This is a genomic window from Micromonospora sp. DT201 (assembly GCF_049841575.1).
Lineage (GTDB): Bacteria > Actinomycetota > Actinomycetes > Mycobacteriales > Micromonosporaceae > Micromonospora.
Genome location: NZ_JBNCKP010000012.1, coordinates 153,187 through 173,807, shown reverse-complemented (window position 1 = coordinate 173,807; position 20,621 = coordinate 153,187). Strand labels below are relative to the sequence as shown.

The 20,621-nt window shown below is 66.3% G+C and carries 1 protein-coding gene (running past one end of the window); it reads right to left on the bottom strand.

The window, feature by feature from the left end; all coding sequences use genetic code 11:
- Positions 1-73: 73 nt before the first annotated feature.
- On the bottom strand, positions 74-20,621 hold the 3' portion of the coding sequence (locus ACLQ28_RS20410) for a toxin glutamine deamidase domain-containing protein (RefSeq protein WP_425687867.1). 22,979 nt of this gene lie beyond the right edge of the window; only the last 20,548 of its 43,527 coding nucleotides appear in the window; its start codon lies beyond the right edge, outside the window — the gene reads right to left on this strand; it ends in the stop codon at positions 74-76.

Genomic DNA, 20,621 nt, shown 5'->3' with positions numbered 1-20,621 from the left:
TCCGCCGACGTGGTCCGGTTCAATTCCGTCACGAACATCTCACGGCCTGTCATCACATCCGCCGTGCCGGAAGTCAGCGCCTCGGCCGCTGGCGTGGGTCCGGCTCCGGCCCCCGGTACGGCTCCGGCCCCCGGTACGGCAGCGGCCCCCACATCTCGCGGGCGATCTCGCCCGGCGTCCGTGGCGGCTGGGCAGCTGACCCAGGATGCCCCGGGAGGCCCGAGCGGGCGGTGTGCGGGACGTGGCTCGCGCTGGAGCCGGCTGCCGGGAGACCCGGCAGTTGTCGGGTCGGTGGCTGGCTGGCGTAGCGGATTGGCCGACCACTCGTGGTCAGACCGGCGAACGCGGTCGACATCCCCGCGACGTTGGCGGGAGAGGCCGCGAGCAGCGCGTCAATTCTGCCGAGAATGCTGCGAACCTCCCGCGCCCTACTTGCTGCGAAGGTGCTGTCAGCACCCGGCGTCCTGGCGTAGAGATGAACCTGCTGGGCCGCCTCCCCCAACTGCCGCCTGGTCTGCAGCAGCGGTTGCGGCCAAGCGGGGTGAGCAGCGCCGACGAGGATGCCTCCCAGTCGCCGGGAAATCTCGTTCAGCTGGCGCTCGCCCAGCAGATGACCGGTGCCGGGTGCCGGACCACGAAGAACGCGAACAAACTCGGTGATGTCCTTCGTCAGCCGCGCCGACGGCGTCTCAGCGACCCGATCCCTGCGCTCACCCTCGGCGCGCAGATCACCGAGCAGGTTTTCAATCTTGTCATGGTCCGCACCCATCTCATCCACCGATATCCGTTCCCTCCGAATCTTGCGGAGCTCGTATACGGCGGACTTCTTCAATCGACCTTCATTATCGTCAAGACGGTCGAAAACTTTCGAGCCCTCCGACAACCCGCTGTTCATTCCCACGGCGTCATACTGACTGATGTGTTGTTGAGGGTTGTCAAGCAGGGCATTATCGATATAACGACCGATTGTGCCGGACTTAATTTCCAGCTGGAGGAAGTCGACGACTTCGAGGTCATCCCGCTTTCGGTGCTGAACCTCGCGGTAGATGCTGCGCTGAGTGATGTGCGTACGGAATTGATCGACCCACATCTGCCTGATGGTCGGAGCGTCGGCATCAAGGAAGAGACGCACCGATTCCGGCAACTGCGCGCGGACCACAGACAGCGGATTCCGAAGGCCGGCCGCGAGCAGGTTCTTTGTCAGTCCTATCAGCCGGACGCTCTCATCTTCGGCCGAGGCTGAGACATGCGTGTAGGTATGCACCATGAAGTCCCAGAGTTGCGCAACTTCCGGCAAGTGCCGGTACGACTTCACCTCGGCCGGCGTGACACCGAGGTACCGCGCGACGACGTCCTGGCCGAACTGTATGCCGTCGAGCAGGATTCCCTGCGTTTCCGGAGAAACGGAATTCTCGTCCAGTGCGAGCCACTCTGCCAGCCCAAGTCCGTCACCAATGGGCACACCGACGTTCCACTGGACGTACAAGCTCTCGTCGGGGTAGGGAGCAAAAATCTTCGCACCCATGCCCTCGGGCAGGATTTCCCATCCCGCCCTGGCCGGGTAGACGTCCTCAATCGCCAACAAGCGGACAGCTGAAGCTGAACGCCAGCGAGGCGCCGACTTCAACCGGTCTCCCACGTCGATCGTCTCCTGAAAAATGCTGTCCCAGGACGGCCGCCCCTGGTCCCCGCCATGACGATCCACCACCGTCGGATGGGATCTTTCCTCGATGATGTAGAAATTTTTAACCACACCTCCTTCGCGCACCTGCACCGGTGCCGATTCCCGGTTTGGATAGAGGAGCAGGTCCGCACCCTGGAAATACTTCTTGGTATCCAGGGTGGCCTCCATGTCGTACTCCGTCTCGACCCCTTCGTCGGCGATCCTCCTTGCCAGCACCAGACCGTATCCGGGCTTCACTCCCTTGCGCAGCATGACCATTGCCGAGCGCTCGACCTCAGGACCGAGCCCTCCGGCGAGGCCGTTCAACTCGGCCGGATCAACGACCTGCGACTCCTCAGGCACGCCGACTTCCTTGCTCAGCGGGAGGAAGTAGGACTGCTCGGACTCGTTCGGCTCCCGGGCCCAGTCGACGCGCTGAACGTCGAGGAAGTCCACGACGCCGTCACCGCGCACCACCACGTTGTACGCGTGTGCGGCGCCCACCCCCGCGTCTGCGGAGCGCGGGCGAACCAGCATCACACCCCGCGACCCGGCCGGGGCCGCCGCCATCGCCTCACGAACCGACGTGACACTCGTTCGGTAGATCGGAGCAACGTCGTCGTCGGACAGACCCAACTGCTGACGCTGGTAGTTCACCAGGTCGGACTCGGGCCTGGCGCTCTCGTCCGGAGCCGCCCACGTCATCGTCTCACCCGGCTGCAGGCTCATGTCCGCGGCAATCGCGACGAGCACACAGTTCGTTCTGGAGTTGTCCGGATTCACCGACGCCAACCAGGGGTACACCCCGACGGCCGGAGGGCGGGCCGTCGTGCCGGAGCCCGTCGCCAGCGACGAGTTCACCAGGGCGGTGGTGATGATGGCCGGCACGCTTCGCTCGCGCAGGTCCGCCTCGGTCTTCGTCTGGTCGCGGGCCGCGTAATCAGCTATCACGTCATCGACCGTGTACGACCCGGCGGTGCCTGCGGCCGACCCACCCAGATATTCCCGGGCGACCGTCAACGCGGCACCCTGCGCGCCCCGCACCGGCTGAGTCACCAAACGCAGCGGGTCATCAGCCAACTCGTACCGCGACACCAACTCAGCGACCGCCGCCGCCCGCTCCTGCTCGGCCCGCACCTCGGCATACCAGGACCGAATCTGCTCCGGGTCGGCCAGCGCCGCATCCAACACCGCCATCCGCTGCGCGTACGCGCCGGCGTACTCGAACCGACCATCGACCAACCGCAACCGCCCATCCGCGGTTTCGGCGAAGTAACGGTCGAACGCTGACTCCCCCGAGCGCTGCGGCCCACCGTCGCTGGGGAAATACGAGCTGTGCCGGGTGTAGGAGGAGAAGTCCGCCTGGTAGTACTGGTGCGCGGCCCGATACACCTGCTGAATCCGGACCACGTCACCATCGGACAACGGCCCGTCGACCGCGTCCCGACCGTCCACCTCGAACGCGAGCCGGGCAATGTACGAGAACACCTCCTGCGGCCCGTGCAACCCGCGCAGGTAGAACCCGAACGGATCCGAGTCGACCAGACCGACCACCAACCGCAGATCACTCTCGTCACCAAACAACGGCGCGTACCGCCGGACCAACTCGACCGCGAGGATGTGTTCCGGCTCCGCATCGTGCCGGTCCTGGTCATCGCCGTACTGCCGCTTGGCGTTCACCTTGTCGATGTCGTGGAACAGGATCGCCTTCGCGATCACCGCCGTACGCGGGTTGCTACCGAGTTCCGCAGCGGTCAGCGTCCGATACTGCCCCAACACCATCTGCACGTGTTCCGCGTACGTATACCACTCGTTGAACACCGTGATTTCGTCGAACCGGCCGGACAACTCCGGCAGCGCCCCCCTGAGCTGGTCGACCATCTGCAGCACCGAGCTTGGACTGTTGCCGCGCCACAGCCGGTCCAGCTCGGCGCCCAACTGGCGGAGCGCCTCGGCGCGACTCTCCGCCCGCAACCGCAGGGCTGTGAAGTCCACGACCTGCACCTCGTCGGTGACGTTCAGATCCTGCCGAAGCCGCTCGTACTCCTGCACAAGGGTGTGCGCGATCGCCGCCTGCGCCGCCCACGGCTCCACCACCGCGGTCATGAACGCCGCCACATCACCATCGTGAGCCTGGTCGACCCCATGCGCGGCGAGGAACCCATCCAACGCCCGACGCCGATGGAAGAACACCGGAAGGTCATCACCCTCGGTCAACGCGTAATGACGCCGGTCGAACTCCTGCTGCTGCGACTGCCACCACGTCACCAACAACCCACGCAACTCACCAGCGACCCGAGCCGGCCGCCCCGCGTCGACCGACCCCTCCTGCACCTCCGAAACACTCGGCCACGGATCGAACTCCGCGTTGAGCTCACGCTCCGGCACACCCAACCGCTGCCGCAACACACCCAACGACTCCACCACCCCGGCAGCCCCCGCCTGGGAACCAACCGTCGGCAACGAACGCGGATGATCAGTGAAAGTCCGCAACGAACCAGCCACCGCGTGCGCAGCAAGCTGTTCACCGACCTGATCGAACGAAACCGCGAACACGTTCGGCTCCAACTCACCCCGAATGCCCGCCACGCCCGTCAGATCCGCACCCCACGCCGGGACACCAACCGCATTGCGGGTGAACTCCTCATACGCCGACAACGGCAACAGGAACGACCGCACCAACGGCGCCGACTCATTACCCTCCGGCAACCCCAACGCCCGCTGGTAACGAGCCATCGCCCCCGCCAACTTCAATGCCGCCAACGGCCGCCCACCAATAACCGTCAACGGCCGCCGGCGCTCACCCTCAGCGAACAAGATCCTGCCCGACTCGGGATCCTGCGCAACGTCAGCCACATCAGCTTGAGCCGAACCCTGGCCAATATCACCACCATGCAGATTCTGCCGATTCGACACCACCGTGTAGACCCGCACAAACGGCGACCCATCGTGATGCTCAACCTCGAACTCACCCCGGTGCACCACCTCCGGCAACTCACTCACACCATCATGCGGCCCCGCATACCCCGGACGACTCGACACCACCACCGGCACCACCGAGCCCGAACCATCCCCAGCCGGCGGGCCCGCAACAACCGGCACCACCGGCAGCACCTCGGCAGCCAGCGCATCAATCCGCGCCCGCGAATACCCGGGGTTCTCCCAGGCCACGACCAACTCGCCGTCAGCGTTCATCTGCCACGCGCGGACGATGAACTCAGACCGGATCCCGCCCGGGAAGACCACCTCAAGCTGAACTGTGATGCCGTATCTGCGCTGGGTGGCGTTCAGATCGATGCCACCCGGTGCGTCGATCTCATACACATAACCGCCTCCGAATTCAGCCGCGAACGACTTCGATCGGGTGGTCGACACCAGGGCGGTCCTATCGAGGAACAGCATGTAATCGAAAAGATCTTCCGGGGCACGGGAGTTCCACGTCCCGAAGCCATCACTCATGATGATCGTTTCAGGGTCCCGTGCGTCGAGCCGGTAGAGCGGCTCCCGGTCGGTCCGCCACATCATCACATCGCGCCCGTCGTCCGAGTGTTCGGCGATTCGCAGTTCAGCGAGGTTGGTGTCTCGGTACACCGCGACCGCGAACGGATCGATGGGCGGGTCCGCCGAGACTCGGCGAGGCACGGCCTTCGTAAGGGTAAGGAAGTGGTGTCTGGGGTCGCTCCCGTTGCCGTACCAGATCAGATGGTCGTCGGGGTAGGGGATCCGCGTCCAGTCCAACGCGGACTCGTCGAACAGCTCCACCAGCCGCTCGGCCCGGCGAACCATATCGGCGCCATCCAACACCCCGCGCCGTTCCCACCTGGCGAACTCAGCAATATAGCCGGAATACTGTTGCAGCGCGGCCGACCAGTTCGCCAGCGGCCCACGCAACCCCCCGACGTCCGCCAACGCGTCACCGCCAGCATCGGCGATGAAAGCGAACCGTTGGAGGAGGTCCAACACCCCGCCGCTGAAGCTTCTCAGCAACGTGATCAGGGGTGAATCGCCACCGTGCTCCGGCTCGGTCGTGGACGTCATCATCAGCTGGTCCCGCAGCCCGCGCAGCTCGGCCAGATGCTGCCGCACCATCACCTCGAAAACAGGAAGAGGCTGCGCTGAGGTCACCGCGAGAGACTCATCGGACCGCGGCTCAATGCCGTCGATGTGCACATCAATGCGATACGTAAGCTCGCCGCCCGGGTCCGACAATTGTTGCACGGGGCCACGCTCGGCGGTCTCGGCGATAACCAGAGAACGGGCCAGCCGCTTACGCACGCGAATAATTCCCGCCTCGTCCCCGGCCAGGTCGGGCTGTGCCCGCAACGTCTTCTCCAGCCAACCCGACAGTCTCCTGGTCAACTTCTGCCGGACCCGCTCAGCAACCTCGATCGGCTTCCACCCCCGCTTTCGGTGATCCTGCGGCTGAGGGTAGGCGGTGAACCGCACAGACGGCAGTCGCCCATCGCGCTGGGCAACCGCGTACCGGGCCAGCACCTTGCCGATGCCGACGATCCCGTTGAGTACCGGGTCGAGATTGCCTTCCTTCTCCGGGAACGACAGGGCATACCACCCGGTATCCATCTTCAGGACGTTGGGCGCGAAGTACGTTGGTTTCGGGACCGCCGAATCGTCCAAGGTGGATGGCTCTTTTAGCAGCCCTGGCTTATCGGCCCATTCGAGGATGTGATCGCGGCGCTTGATCAGCAGCCGGGCGACGTCGCCGTCGAGACCGGACGCGGTCACGATGCCGGTGATGGCCTCGTCGGTGACCTTCGCGAGCCGCCTGGCGGAATCGCGCAGCTGCTCATCGGTCATCTGCCCGAACAGCTTCGCCGTCTCGGCGTTCACAGGGTCACGCAACGATTCAAGCTCGTTCGGAACCTCGCCGAAGGCGTCGCCCTTCGGCACTCCCCTAGCACGGAACAGCAGCGCACGACCAAGATCGACACGGTGCGGGCGCCCGTCACCGTCGGTAATGATGTTGGACCAGGTGGTACCCACAACAGCCCAGTTCGCCAACCAGGCATCAACCGCGAACCCGGCCTGCACGGCTTCGAGATAGCCCGGGTCGTACATCCGCATTCGAAGATCCGCAACGGCACCAGGCACGACAGCCTCGAAGGTCACCCGCAGGGAGCCCAATCCGGGAATGTTCCGGCCCCGACGCACCTGCGGGGTGTCCACCCCGGCGAGGCGGTACAACGCCGACGCGGCAATCTCGTTCGCCGAATGGACATCTGTCTTCGCCACCTTGACGTTCCACTGGCGACCATCCGCCCCCTGATAGGTGCCGCCAAGACTGGCACCCCCCCCAATCCTGACGAACCCCCTGAGATCGGCCTCCTCAGAAATCGCCATCATTCCGACCTGGAGGTCCGATGCCTCCAGGCCGGACACGGGTTGTGCGTCCTGCGGAACCGCGACATCCGCGGTCATCGGCAGCAACTCCAGGCCCGCAAGATTCTCCGGCAGCCGCGCGGCCCGACCCTGCTGACCATCCAGGAACATCACACCGCTCGACGTACGCACCACGTTCACCGCATGCGCGATCGAAGAGAACCTGTCACGGACCAACAGGATGCCCCGAGAGCCGACCTGCGACCGCTCGAACGCCGCCCGCACCGACTCAGGCCCGGTGACCCGCCACACCAACCCCGGATGATCGTCCGGCAGCCCCAACTCTTCCCGCTGATGGTTCACCAGATGCCCCACCGGCAACGGATCCGCCCCACCAGCCTGATACCGCTCCCCATCCCGCAAATACCAGTCAGTGGCGATAGCGGCGATCACACAGTTGTCCGCCAACCCACGGCCCGAGCCCCGATCCACCGTCAACAACGGATTAACCGACGACAACCCCGGGAACACCGAAAGCACCTCGTCATCCGACGGGTTACCCGCAATCTCCCGCGCGAACATCACCCCACCAGCCCCGACCAAGTCGGCCTCGGTCCCGGAACCTACCGGGGGACCGTCGCCCCGCCGCTCGACCCACAGCAACGCGTCCGAGGCGGACGAATGGATCAGCACCCGCGGCTGCCCGGGTTCGCCGCTCACGTCATACGCGGAGTCCAGATCGAAGGCCACTTGGGTGTGGCCCTCTGGTATCCGGGCGAAAGGCTCGGGGTTGGCCAGCACCGTGGGCCAAAAGCGCGGCGGACCATTCAGCATCGCGACAAAATCGTCCACGTCCGCGGTCGGCACCAGGGTGTACGCCTTGCCCGAATACAACTCCAGTTCGAAGGAATCAATCACCGTGGCGGCGGCCTGCGAGGTGTCAGCCGCGAAACGCCCATCGTCCATCATCCGCACGTTGCGCACGCCCGGGTCGAGGCGCATCAACCGACGCAGCTCAACCTCCGCCAGCGCTCCCGGGGTCCAGGTGTCGATCGGCGGGTCGATCTGGTCGATCCGTCGGCCGGTGCGTCGCACCGTGGTCTCCGGGGCACGCACCTGGCTCTCCTGGACCTGCCAGATCCGCGCGAGGTACCGCACCGCGATCAGTTCCGGCGCGTCGTTGGGCAGATTCCCCATCAACGCCGGCGCATCAGTTCGGCGTGGCATCCGCTCGACCGCCGACGCGTCGTACGCCTGCGAACGAGGATCCGCCGACGCGCTCCGCACGAAGGCGGCGAAGATCCGAATAGGTTCCGCGTCCGGGTCATATCTACGCACGGACGGATACTCATCGATCAGACCCAGTAGGTGCAGCATCTCGTGCAGCAGGACGGACTGCGCGTACTGGTCGCTGGGCCCACGATTGGCCGGGTGGCCTATCAGCAGCGCGACCGGCCAGGTCCCGTGGTTGGCGAAGTCTCCTTCATCGAACATTCCTAGCGGCACGGTAACGACGTGGTGGGCCTGGTCCGGCTCGGTGAACTCCAACAGCAGATGGAACTGGTCACCACCGGGCAACCGCAGCCGCTCGTTGATCCAACCCAACGCCGTCAGCGCGTGCTCCTGAAGGGCTTCTACGTGTCGTCGGTTCACACCCGACTCGCGCTCCAAATGGATGCGCAGACGGAAGATCCGTACCGGCATCTCCACTCGCGCACCGTGCTGATCGACGTCGCTGACGTTGACCCGGGCCACGTCGTACGCCACCGGCGAGACGAAACTTTGAAGCATCCGGTCGGCGTTACCGATCGGATCGGCGACGTCGTTCGTCTCGGTACGCACCGAACGGAATGACGCCTCCGGCAAAGCCCAAGCGATCTCGTCCACCCGCCGCACCGGCGACTCGGCCCGCCACCAGCCGTCCTCGGTGACCAGCGCAGGGCTCGTCATCCACGTACTCAAATAGTCCGGAGTAGGGTTCGCCTCATCGCGGACCGGTGCCGGCAGCCCTGGCGGCAGAACCGCCGTTCGACCGTCGAAGACGTTCGCCCGCTGGCCGCGCAGTACCCGAGGCGAGGCGGGCGGCACCTCTTCCGGGCCGAGATCCACGACCTGTACCCAGTCTGTCGACGAATCCGCCGACGGGTCGGTCAGGAGATACGTCACCTTGGCCGGCCGCACATCCCCTGCTGACCCCTGCCGCTGACCCCAACGGACAAGGCGCTGGTTGAGCTGCCGATTGAACGCGCTCGCCAACCGCTGGGCCACGGTCTCCCGCGTCTCAAGGTCACCGCGAACGCTGACCACGATCTCGAAGGCCAGACGCTCATCCGGATCCGGCCCGTCCGGCCAGAGGTTCGACAGGGCCGCATCGCTGGTCTGAGACCTCGCGTGGGACGTGAGCCAGTCCAGTGTCTGTCGCACCGCCCCGCCCGGGTCGGCCGCACCGACCGACCCGGCGAAGGCCGCCAGCCCAGCCACCCGAAGCGGCGCGCCGTCGACCGAGGACCCCGACGAGGAACTGACCGGGGTAGACGTCGTCCCGGAGTCGGCACCGCCCATCGTCAGCGCTGCAAATCCGCTTGCCAGCGACGTCGAACCACTCGGGTACCCGGAAACCGATCGGGCGCGGTGACGCTCCTCACCGCTGGACGGCCCGGGTCTCCCCCCGGCTGGGTACGGCTGCTGCTGCCTACTGCGGCGAGCGCGGCCACTCTGCTCTCCGGCATCAAGCTGCCACTCCCGCCGAACCCGAGTGGGGCCGCCCCTACCGACGTTCACGGGCGCAGCCAGCCCGGCGACGCCGGCAGTGTTTCCTTCGACCAGAGCGTGCCAGCGCCGGAGCAGGGCGTCGATCTGCCCGATGATGTCCCCGATGCTCTGCTGCCACTGCGGAGTCCGGCTGTGGGCCCCCGGCGTCTCCACATAGGTGTCAAGTCCTCCGGCCACCACCTCCAGTTGCGCCCTGACCACTTGCAGTGGTTTCGGCCACGACGGGTGGGTCGAGCCGACGGAGATTGCGCCGACCTGCCGCAGGATCTCCGTCAGCTGGCCTGTGGTGATTGGGCCTATCTCGTCCGTCGGCGATGCCCACTCCTCCAGCACGCCGAGCAATGAGCTGAGCCGGTACGCCAGATCCGCCTCTGGCGATCGGTCGCGCCTCTCCCTGTCTTCGCCCGCGGCACGCAGCTCGCTGAGCATGTGAACGATCGCGCTGTGATCGTGGTCCATGCCTTCCAACGTCTGCCGCCCGCGCCTGAGCCTCCGAAGCTCGTACACGGCGGACGTCTTCATCCGGCCCTGGTTGTCGACAAGCTGTGTGAACGCGTTCGGATCGGCTGTTCCGCTGTTCAGGCCAACTGCGTCGTACTGGTGAATCTCCATGCCAGGCTGCTCGAGCAGCGCTTGGTTGAGATAATCGCCAATCGTGAACGGGTCTACCCGAGACGTCAGATTTCCGTTGAGTTCGAGTAGGTCTACCTCCGCCAATTGGACGTGGTCGGGGAAGTACCTGGTGAGGTGTGCACGGAGCCGTTCACTCCATACAGCCGAGATGTCTGGAGCGGCAGCCCCGAGGAACAAGCGCACCGGCTCGGGCAGATGAGCGCGGACCAGCGATAGTGGATTCCGAAGGCCGATCAGGAGCAGGTTCTTCGCTAGTTTCCTCGGTTTGAGAGCCGCGTACTGCGCTGCGGCGGAGACATGCGTGTAGGTATGGGTCATGAAGTCCCAGAGTTGCATGACCTCCGGCAGGTTCCGGTGCGCGTCAGCCTGAGCTGGCGCGACGCCGAGGTATCTGGCGACAACATCTCGACCGAAGTCGATACCGTCACGCAGGAATTCCGTGTAGATCGACTGATCATCACGCCCGCGCTCCGCCGCGATCCATTCCGCCAGCCCGAGCCCATCACCAAGGGGCACGTCGACAGTCCACTGGACGTACATGCTGGTGTCCGTCCTGAACGGAACGAACACCTCCGCGCCCGACCCCTGTGACGTGATTTCCCATCCATCTTCGGGCCGATAGATCTCCTGCAGCGGCAGCCCATGACCGCGATCCGAATCGCCCTTCCAGAGCGGCGCCCGCGTCGCCCCTTCGACCACCGCACGCAGTTGCGCAAGGGCGTTGTCCCATGATGGCAGCCCCTCGTCCGCGCGCTGATCAGCCATCGTCGGGTGAATCCTGTGCTCAAGGATGAAGACCGAAACGCTTCTCCCTCCCGATGCAGAGGCTCGGTGGCTCTGGAAGAGTCCGTCGTTGGTTTGGGTCAGGTACGCCCTGTCCACAGTCACGTTCATGTCGTACGTCTCGACATCCGAGGTGGCGCGGCGCTTTGCCAGAATCGGACTCGACCCGGGATCCACGTCGGGGCGTACCCGCACAACTATCCGGAGCTCGGCCTCGCCGGCAACGCCGCCGGTGTCACCGGTCAACGCCGCCGGGTCGACCACATCCGAGGCCTCCGGCGCGTCGATCCCCGTGCTCATCGGAAGGAAGAACAACTTTCCGACCTGGTCCGGCAGCCGAGCCCAACCACCCCGCTGAGCATCAAGGAACCGCACCTCACCACCGTCGAACACCACGTTGAACGCATGCGAGGCCCCCACCCCGACACGCGGCGCCCCATCCCGAACCAACACCACACCCCGGGACCCCACCGGAGCCACCGCCAACACCGCCCGAACAGACTCCACATCCGTCCGATAAACCCGCGCCCGGTCACCCAACAACTGACCCTGACGCGCCACCAAATACGCCTCCGGCAACAGATCCTCATCCGGAACCTCCTGCACCGTGAACGTCTCATCCGGATCCAGATTCACATCCACCGAGATCGCCAAAAGCACACAGTTCGTCACCGAACCCGACGCATTCAACGAACCCAACCACGGATACAACGCCAACGCCCGCGCATCATCAGCAATCGGCAACAACCGATCCCCAACAGACCCCGCCAACCGAGACTGCGACTGCGACGGCGAACCCGACCGCGACGGCCCAGAATCCGTGCCATCGCCCGCCCCGAGGGGATACGGCAAAGCCTGCAACCCGGCCCGCAGCCGCGCCTGCTCCGCACGCCCCACCCGTCCGTACTCCGCGGCATCGACCCGACCCACATCGGCAGGCGACTCGACATACGACGGCGGCTCATAGAGGTCGGCGAAAGCCGGCGGCGCGGACCCGTCACCCACACCACCGACACCCTCGACTCGGGCCGACTCGCCTGGTAGCACCAGTAGGCGGTTTCGCTTCTGCTGGACGAGCTGAGGCCTAGCGGCAGACAGGGCCGCGAGGTCCACCAACTGATACGTCTCACCCCCCACCCGAACCTCTCGCACATAACGACCCGGCACGCCGATCTTCGGATCAACCAAGCGCTCAGTTTTACGCAACACGGCCAGTTCCTGGCTATGGAGCCAATCGCTCACCTGGCTCCTGGGCACGGGCAGCAGCAACCAGAGAACCTGGTTGTTCCTCGGCGGCGTCGCCCGATCGAAGACACGGCGCGCCGCGGCCAGCACCTCCGGACGTGGGGACGATGTCCCGCCGAAAGTCTCGGCCACCCCGGCGAGCACCAGAATGGCGCCCGGACCAAAGACCCCCCTGCCGCCGGCCCGAGGGCCACCGGTCACCTCGGTGAGCAGGGCAGCCAGATGCTGCCGTTCAGTCGAGACCGGTTCCCTCCAGCCCATCGACGACGGCAGAATCTCATCGGACCGCCAGAAGGTGTCCTCATCGATTCGATTCGACAGGTTACGGCGATGCTGAGTCACCACAATCGCGTAGCGCTGCAACTCGCGGTGGAACGGCGACCCGAACCAATCCACGTTGGGCGGCACGTTCGGCAGCACCACGACTGGCCGCCCCTGCCCGATCTCACGCGGTGGCAGCAACTCTTTCGCGTACTGCTCGGCGGTCAACCAGGGACCACCGATCATCGGTCGCAGCAGGCTGAGCCGTGGGTGTTGATCGACCCTTTCGCGGTTCGGATCGCCCAATTCGACAACGACCCGGTCGAGCGAGTCCGGCGGGATGCTCCCCTTCAGGTACGTCCATAGGTCGTCGGGCAGCGCTCGGGCCGCCCACTGATTCCCGGCGTATCCGGTGACCCAGAGGTCCGTCTCCCTACCTCGTTCCAGGTAGGACGGCACGACCAGGACATCCTGCTCCGGATCCGTTTCGGAACGCGGTAGCCGGACCACGCCAGCAGGCAACTCATCTGGCACCTGAACCTCGACGGTCGCCTGGTCCTGGGCCGGAACTTCTCTCAGCACGCGCGTACGTAGCCAGTCCTGAACGAGGTGGATTCGTTCGGCGAAGGCTTCCGCTCGACCGACCGGTACCCGAATCGTCGGGCCGTGCCCGATGTTCACCGTCTCCCCCGAGTATGCGGGGACCTCTGCCACTCGGTCGTAGAGGTTGCGGGCCAAACGAGCATCGGTGAAGCCGTACGCGTTGTCCTCGCCCCGCAGCCGACGACGCACCTCATAGTCGACGTCAACCGACGGACGCACGTGATGCCGGGCCGCACCCAGGGCATGCTCGATCGTGTTGAAGCGGCTGACTTTGCTGGACAACGGCTCGGGCACGTACCACTGTTCACTCGGCTCACTCGGCTGCTGCTGACCGACCGCCCTCGTCCAGACGCTCCTGAGCGGCGAGGGCGGCGCGGGCGGTGGGGAAGGCGCGGACAGCACCAACGCCGCAGGAGCAAACCGCCCATCAAGACGCCGACTGTCGATCAGGTTTTGGACTGCACGGGCAATCTCCTCTATTCGCGGCTGGTCGGCATCATGCACGTAGAGCACGAGGATCTCATTGCCGATCCCGGATTCGCCCAGCTGCTCGAACAGGCCGTCCACTGTGAGGGTCTGAAGGGGAGTGTCCGCACCCAGATACAGCCGCTGGTTGGCCTGCACGTGGACCGCATCAGGTAGCGGCAGCACCGCGCCGACCAGCAACGTATGTGGTCGGTGCGGAAGTCCCCTTATGACCTGCTCAAGCTCGGCCTTGGACACCTTGCCACCCGAGGGCGGGGGCACCATTCGTACCCCAGACAGGAGCTGCTGAACAGCAATTGCTGCTGGCTGCTTCGACGCACCGGGGTGCCGCTCACTCGCCGGCGCTCGGTCCAACCTGGACGTCCCCCCCGACCGGACCGAGACCGCAACCTGCGGGGCGGTGTCCTGCGGGGCGGTGTCCTGCGGCTCGACCGACACCACCGATCCTGGCCTGACCAGCACGGCCGGCTGCCCGGCGCCGTCGCCCAGGTCCAGCGCAGAGTCGTTCACGTCGATTGCGAGCTGCCTATGCCCCGCGGGTACGGTGACGAACGGTTCGGGGCTGGCCAGCACCGGGTGCCTCAGCTCCGCGGGCCTCCTCAACATGCTGACGAAAGAGACCTCGTCCGCTGCCCGCACCACGGTGTACACCCGACCCGTGTACGGCTGCAGCCCACCAGCTTCGGAAACTGCCCGAAGCGCACCGACAAATTCCACCCGGAAGGGTTGGTCGCTCAGAATCCGCAGGTTTCGCACGCCCGGGTCGATGGCTACCAGCCAGCGCAAAGTCGAGGCCACCGCCCGCGCTCCCTCCAACCGGCTGCCGTCCGGTGGGGCGATCACGTCGATCCGCTGGGCAGCGCGTTCCACAGTGGTTTCCGGAGCGCGGACCTGACTTTCCTGGATCTGCCAGATGCGCGCCAGGTACCGCACCGCGATCAGCTCGGGCGCGTCGTCGGTGAAATGACCCATCAACGCCACCGGCAGGTCAGTCCGGCGTGGCATCCGCCCGACCCCCGACGCACGCCGCAGGAGGGTGGCGAAGACGCGTACGGGCCAAGCGGCAGGCCCGCGGCTGCGACCGGACGGGTACTCGTCGTGCAGACCCAGTAGGTGCATCGTCTCGTGCAACAGGGTCGCTTCGGCGGACCGGTTGACACCGGCTCGGTCGGGCCGGAGCAGGCTGACCGGCCAGTGCGCCGAATCGGCGTTAACCCCTGGGCTCATCGAGCGCGGTACGGCGACGACGTGGTGCGCCCGGTCCCGCTCGGTGAACTCCAGCAGCAGATGGAACTGGTCCCCACCGGGCAATCGCAACCGCTCGTTGAGCCTGCGCACCGCTGACACCGCGCGCGATCCCAACGCTCGCACCAGGTGATCTTGGACCCCGGGCTCGGGAACGAGATGAATGCGCAAGCGGAAGATCCGCACTGGTGTCTCCACCCGCACACCGTGCTCGTCGACCTGCGTGACGATGACCCGGGCCACGTCGTACGCCACCGGCGTCTGGTACGCCATCAGCAACTCGGCGTGACCGATCGGATCGGCGACGTCGCGCAACTCGGTACGCACCGAACGGAACGACGCGTCCGGCAGAGCCCGTGCGATCTGGTCCACCTGGAGCAACGGCGACTCGGCCCGCCACCAACCCTCCTGGTCGACCAGCGCGGGGTGCGTCAACCACGTACTCAGATAGTCCGGTACCGGGTTCGCCGAGTCACGGACCGGTGCCGGCAGCAGCCCTGGCGGCAGCACAACCCTGAGCACCGCTGGTGGGGGCTGGTCAGCCGACCCGACCCGGACCAGCAAACCGGCCCGCGTGAATCTGACGCTCTTGACGACGGCGTCGACCATGCTGCTCTCCGGCGCAAGCTGCTCACGGACGGCCGACTCAAGGTCGCTATGGAACAAGCCCTGAACCGCCGAGCCCCACTCATTGACCCAGCGCTCGTCGCTGTGGTGCTCTGTGTAGTCGAGGTCCATTTCGACCCGTGGAGCCCGGACGCCGTTCCGGTGTGCCGTCACGGCAAGGTGCGCGACCTCGACGGCCGTCTCCCGGATCTTTTGTTGGTCCTCCTCGCTCGGCTGCGACGTGCGCTGAGTCCGAGTCAACTCCACCGTCCGGTCGGCGCGGATGTCACTGCGCTGGTCACGCAACTCCCGAGGCTCGGCCGGCGGCACCTGTTCCAGGCCGAGATCCCTGATCCGCACCGAATCGGTCGACGAGTCCGCTGAGGAGTCCGCAAGGGAATAGGTGACCCTCGCCGCCGGCACGTCCACCGCGACCGACTGCCATTGACCCCAACGGATGAGGCGCTGGTTGAGTTCCCGGTTGAGCACGCTCGCCAACCGCTGGGCCACGGTCTCCTGCGTCTCGCGATCGCCCTGGACGGCGACCACGATCTCGAACGCCAACCGCTTCGTCAGGTCCGGACCACCGGACGGGAACCCAGGCAACGTCCACATCACGTTCGGACCGACGGGCCAGAGCCTAGCCAGGCGGGCGTCGCTTGCCAGGATCCTCGCCTGCTCCCGGAGCCAGTTCAGCGTCTGCGTCGACGGGGACGTCGGAAGCGGCACCATCGGCGGAGCCACCAACGAGTCGGTACGCCCTGGGTTGTCCGGGCCCGCACGCAGCCCGGCACTCACCCCAGCGAAGACCGCCAACCCGGACACGTGCAGGACGGGGTCCGGCGTGACGCCTGGCGAATCGTCGAGACTCGTGGCAGCCGCAAAAAGCCGCAAAAAGTCCGCGCTCGTGCCAGGGTCAGCCTCGGCAGCAGCACCCGTCGATGCGGGCGGGTCGGCCAGCGCGCGCGTCAAACTCCTTGGGTACGCACCTCCCGACCAGCCCTGCCCGTGCCTCGCCAACGCCCGCGCATCATCAGCAACCGGCAACAGCCGATCCCCAACAGACCCCGCCAACCGCGACGGCGACGGCGACGGCGCCTGCGACTGCGACTGCGACTGCGACTGCGACTGCGAACCCGACCGCGACGGCCCAGAATCCGTGCCATCGCCCGCCCCGAGGGGATACGGCAAAGCCTGCAACCCGGCCCGCAGCCGCGCCTGCTCCGCACGCCCCACCCGTCCGTACTCCGCGGCATCGACCCGACCCACATCGGCAGGCGACTCGACATACGACGGCGGCTCATAGAGGTCGGCGAAAGCCGGCGGCGCAGGCCCGTCACCCACACCACCGTCACCCTCGACTCGGGCCGGCTCGCCTGGTAGCACCAGGTGGCGTAGCGGCTCGACCTGGACGAACCGGGGCGCGGTGGCAGACAGGGCGGCGAGGTCCACCACCGGATACGTTTCACCCCCCATCCGAACGTCTCGCACATAACGACCCGGCACGCCGATCTCCGAATCAACCAAGTGCCCACTTGGTCGCAACACGGCCAGTTCCTGGCCATCGAGCCAATCGCTCACCTGGCCCCCGTGAACGGGCAGCGGCAACCAGCGAACCAGGTTGTTCCTCGGCGGCGTCGCCCGATCGAAGACACGGCGCGCCGCGGCCAGCACTTCTGGCGGCGGGGACAGTGTCCCGTCGGGGAACACAGCCTCTCCCGCGAGCGCCAGGATGGCAGCCTGCTCAGTGACCGCCCTACCGCCGGGCCGAGTGCCACCGGTCACCTCGGTGAGCAGGTCAGCCAGTCGCAGATGCCGATGCGAGCTGATCGAGTACCGGCTGCCCGTCGGCGACGGCTCGATCTGATCCGACTGCCAATATCTGTTGGCCTCAACTTCCCCAATCGACAGGTAACCATGACGCTGGGTCACGACGATGGCGTGCCGCTGCAAATCGCGGTGAAAAGGCGTCTCGAACCAACTGATGCCAGCCGGCAGGTCCGGCAGCACCACGACAGGCCAACCCTGTCCGAATCCACGCGGAGGCAACAGCTCGTTCGCGTACTGCTCGGCCGTGAACCAGCGACCGTCGGTCAACGGTCTCACCAATGTGCCCGGGTCGTGTCGGCCGTCAACCCTATCTAGGTTCATATCGCCTAATTCGACAACGACCCGGTCGAATGAGTCCGGCGGGATGCTCGTCATCAGATAGTTCCACAGCCCGACGGACACTTCGTGGGCCACCCACTGATTCCCGGCATATCCGGTGACCCAGAGGTCCAGATCCTGTGCCTCGTGACCGATCGGAACGTGGAGAGACGGCACAACCAGGACAGGCTGCTCCGGCCCTAGGCGGGAAGCTGGTAGCCGGACCACGCCACCGGGCAACCGACCTGGCACCTGCACTTCGACCGCAGCTTGGTCCTGGGCCGGCACCCTCCTCACCACGCCCGTACGTAGCCAGTTCCGAACGACACGGATTCGTTCGGCGAAGGTTTCCGCTTCACCGACCGGTACCCGAACCGTCGGGCCGTGCCTGCTGTTCACCACTTCCCCCGAATATTCGGGGAACAGCGGGATGAGTTCGCTGTCGAGGTAGCTTGCCAGAATGGCATCGGTGAAGCCGTAGGGATTCTCCTCACCCCGCAGCCGACGGCGCACCTCATCAAAGACGTCAACCGCCGGACGCACGTGGTGCCGGGCCGCGGCCAAGGCGTCGTCGACCGTGCCAAAGTGGCTGACATTGTGGGACAACGGCTCGGGCACGTACCACTGCTCACTCGGCTGCCGCCCACTGAAGAGGTTCGCCACGGCGCTGCGGAGCCACGAAGGCGGCCCGGACAACACCAACGCCGCAGGAACCAATCTCCCCCTAAGACGCCGGTTGTCGATCAATCGTTGGATCGCACCAGCAATCGACTCCATTCGCGTGCGGTCGGCATCGTGCACGTAGAGCACCAGGATCTGATTGCTGATCCTGCTTGCTCCCAGATGCTCGAACAGGTCGCTCACTGCGAGGACGTGGCCTTGAGAGTCCGCACCCAGATACAGCCGCTGGTCTATTTCTGCGTGGACCGCGTCAGGTGGCGGAAGCACCGCGCCGACCAGCAACGTGGCTTGTCGGGCCGGAATTCCCTGCAGGGCACGCTCAAGCTCAGTCTGGGACACACTGCTGCGCCGAGGCGGGGGCACCAGTCGCACCCCGCGACGGATTTCCCGGCTTGGTTCCATTGGCAGCTTCGCGTGGGCATCTGATCCGGTCATCATCCCGGCTCGGCGCGTGCTCGACGCCTCCAGCAGCCCATCAGTGAGCGATGTGCCGACCGCGTCCCGGCTGGAATGAACAGCCGGTCCGGACGCATCGGTCAGATCCACCTGCCGCAGATGTCGGCTGTCGTCGAGCACGAGCCGCACCGGCCCACGCAACGCCTCCGGCAGAGTGACAGGCGCGCCACCCGGCTCCGGCAACCGCACTCCCACAAGGCGGCGGCTCCGGTCAGCCTGGGTCTCCACCAACACCAACCGGCCATCAACCTGACGCGCCACCAACACCACATGCCGCGGCCGATCCGGCCGCTCCACGTGAACCGCCGTCGCCGACCCCGCCGCCAGCACGGCCAACCCGCCCAAACCAGCCGGCCCGAACACACCCCCGAGACGCTGCGCCACCACATCAACCGGAGGCTCAGCGTCGTCACGGGACACCGCTCCCGACAGACCAAGCCCCGACAACACCCGGTCGACCCGGATCACACAGTCGGGCGTACGTCCGTCCCACTCCGGCAGGGCAGCGACCGCGTCAACCAACCGTCGGTCCAACTCCACCCGGCCGGCATCCGCCGGACCGGCATCCGCCGTCGCATCGGGACGGTCCCGCCGAGGGTCGTGGGCCGCCAGCAACTCGGCGGCCGGTCGGCGGCTCATGCCGTACAGGCCTTCCGGATAGGCGAAGTTCACCACCTGCCCGTTCGGCAGATACGCCACCACGGTCATCCCGTACCGGTAGTACGTGTAACCCGCTCGGTCCTCCGGGCCCCGCGAGATGATGTCGCCCAGGCCCCGACCCGAGCGCTGCCCGGGATCGAGCGTCGCCGGTCGACCCGCTGAGGGGTCGGCCATGGTGATCTGGCTGGTCTCCCGCTGGCCGTAACCGCGTCCGTCAAGCTCTGCCCGCAGCGGTCGACCGTTCTCATCGAGCAGCGACGACACCTCGGTGAGGACTGCGCCGAGCCGGATTCCGGTGCCGGGCAGCTCGTACCGGTGGGCGAGGAGTTGCGCCAGGCGGGGACGCAGGTTTCGCTCGCCGGTGAACTGCGCGGGGTCGACAAGGACGTCTCCGAGCGAAAACCCGGTGTCCGACATCAGGTACTGGTGCAGGAGCCGGGCCAGCCGGGACGTCGAGTCGTTGCCCTGGAGTACCTGCGGCACGTCGGCGGCGGGGTCCGCGCCCTGATTCGTCCCCTCGGGTCGCGACGCCAGCGTATTGAGCGCGTCGAGCAGACCGGCCCCGAGGTCGCGGGCCGCCGGTAGACCCATCGGGACGAAGGTCCGGTCCTGGGAGACCAACGTGTTGAGGTTCGGTCCCGTCGGCGGAGCGTTCCACTCCGGCGAGGTGGCCGGCGGTGACGCGTCCGTCGGCCGCAGGTCGGACCCCGGTACGCGCAGCAGGTGCAGCCATCGCTCGCTGGTGTCCTGCGCCGACCTGGTCAGGTGCGCCGGCAGCAGCCGGCGAACGGAACCGCCCGCGATCTCGTGCACCTCGTGCCAGACGAACGGCTGGTGTTGGTCGAGGAAGGTACGCATCGTCCGGTCGGCCCCGAACCAGCCCGCCACGCCCACGAGCACCGATCGGGCACCCGCGCCGACGGTCTGCAACGCCTCCGGCATTCGGGCCGAGTAGCCGATCTCGACGACGAAGGTGACGGCGTTGTGCTGTTCGTGCGAGCCCGACGTGCCGTACCGGAAGGTGTTCCGCACGCTCGTACGC